Raw genomic sequence first — 2,346 nt, 5'->3', positions numbered from 1 at the left:
AATTAATACGGACACTTTAGTAGAATCACCAGTTATAGCTAAATGGGTAGAAAAATCATTATGTAGAATGAACCAAACAGCGAGTGCAGAAAAGCTGCCGTTTGTCACTCACCGTTTAACTCCTGAGAATAAAAATACTTTCTGGGTAAATTTAATAGGACGAGGTTACCCTTTTCCAAGACTGAAATATAGATGGTGTACTGATCGTCTTAAAATTCAACCTGTTAATAAATTTATTAAAGAACGTATAGCGGAGCATGGAGAAATAATACTTGTACTTGGGACAAGAAAAGCAGAAAGTACAAGGCGTGCTCGCACAATGGTGTATTATGAAAAAAAGAGAGTAAGAGAATTGCTTAGTCCTAATCCAACAATGGCAAACGAACTGGTTTTTTCACCGCTCGAAGATTGGACTGACGATGATGTTTGGGTTTTCTTGATGCAATACAAAAACCCGTGGGGTTATTCCAATATGGATCTCTTAACATTGTATCGTGGTGCGACAGCAGATAATGAATGCCCTCTACAAGCAGAAAAAAATCTTCCTAGTTGTGGAAAAAGTAGATTTGGATGTTGGGTTTGTACCATGGTTGAGAAAGATAAATCTATGGAAGCTATGATAGCCAATGACGATGAGAAAATATGGATGTTACCATTACTAAATTTTCGTAATGAATTTGGGAATACTGAAGGTGATAGAGAACGCCGTAGCTTTAGAAGAATGAATGGGAGTCTTCAAGGGAGCTATCAGCGATTATATCACGGTCCATATAAAAAGGAAGTACGCGAAGAATGGCTTAGAAAATTATTAACTATACAAAAGGATATCCAGTGCAATGGACCGCAAGAATTCTGCGATTTAGAGTTAATTACTATTCCGGAGTTAAGGGAAATAAGGCGTATTTGGGTTAACAATAAGCACGAATTTGATGATTCTTTACCCCAAATATATAAAGAGGTTATCGGATGTGAATTTGATGATCCAGAATGGATTGGATCAGAATCTTTTTGTAAAGAAGAATGGAACATCTTGGTGGAAGTTTGCCATGATTTGTTTGCTGATGAGGAATTACTTCCAGAGTTAATGGCAGGCCTTATAGATGCTGAACTGCAAGCTAAAGGCATGTCAGAAAGAAAAGGAATATTAAATAATATTGATGGCTGTATTAGAAAAACATTTTATAAAAATGAAGAGGATGCCACAAAATTTTACGCGAATCGAGTAAACAGACAAAAAGATTTAGGCGGAAAATATAACGAAAAATTCCTAGAAGAATATGTTAGAGAGCACGAATCTACTTACGCGGTAGTGTTTGAGGATGTTGACGCATGATAATAAAAAGATTAACGATGCATAACTTTGGTGTATATGCTTCTACAAACACATTTGAATTTATAGAGAACAAGCCAGTAGTGCTAATTGGTGGATTAAATGGACGAGGAAAAACAACTTTTCTGGAAGCTGTTTTATTAGCTCTTTATGGGGCAAATTCATTTGCATATCATGAAAGCAACTACAGTTCATATGCACAATACCTGCGTTCATTTGTTAATGTTGCTGATGGAACAAAACAAACATATGTCGAATTGGAATTTGTAGATAACGATGTAGAGAGAAGTAGATATATTGTTAAGAGAGAATGGTCTGCTTTAAATAAAGTAAGGGCATCAGAAAACATTAGCGTAGAAAAAAACGGGGAGTATAGTGAGTTTTTAACGTACAATTGGACAATGTTTGTTGAGAATATTCTACCAAGTGCCCTGTCAAATTTCTTTTTTTTCGATGGTGAGAAAATTGCAGAGTTAGCGGTAGATAATACGAATTCTCAATTGAAAGATTCCATTAGAGCTATGCTAGGAATTTCAGTTTTAGACACACTATCTGATGATGTAAAACGAAATATTAGAAGAGTACAAAAAAAATCAGAATCTGCTACTGAAACGAAAAAAATTGAGCTTCTAAGAAATGCAAAGGAAGAAGCTGAAGTAAAGCTTAAAAAAATAGAAATTGAAATTGAGGAGAAGAAATTTGTATTGTCGGAATTAAAAGCTTCTCTTGAAGATAAAAAATTAGCCTATGTAACAGCTGGTGGAAATGTCATGGAAAAAAGGAAAACTCTTTTTTCTAAACGTGCATTGATTTCCACTCAGAAAGAACAAAGTCAAGAAAAGCTAATAGGATATGCGTCAGGGGTATTGTCGCTTGTTTTATTAAAAGATTCCCTTTTTGATATCAAATGGAGTGCTACTAGAGAAAAAGAGACTGAGGCGAAAGTAACGGCGTCTAATTACATTGATATGATGTTAAAAAAATATAAAGCTGAAAATGGAGATATAAAACAAGTA

2 protein-coding genes are annotated in these 2,346 nt (G+C 34.8%); both read left to right on the top strand.

What is annotated here, in order from left to right; translation table 11 throughout:
* Positions 1-1,333, top strand: a 1,333-nt coding sequence (gene dndC / locus Q0594_RS02625) for a DNA phosphorothioation system sulfurtransferase DndC (RefSeq protein ID WP_298729471.1), incomplete at its 5' end; no start/stop codon positions are given.
* On the top strand, positions 1,330-2,346 hold a 1,017-nt coding region (locus Q0594_RS02620; RefSeq protein ID WP_298729470.1), incomplete at its 3' end, for an AAA family ATPase. The genes dndC and Q0594_RS02620, both read left to right, overlap by 4 nt.

The organism is uncultured Granulicatella sp. (genome assembly GCF_938030755.1).
In the GTDB taxonomy this organism is placed as follows: Bacteria; Bacillota; Bacilli; order Lactobacillales; family Aerococcaceae; genus Granulicatella.
This window is presented reverse-complemented; position numbering and strand designations above follow the sequence as displayed.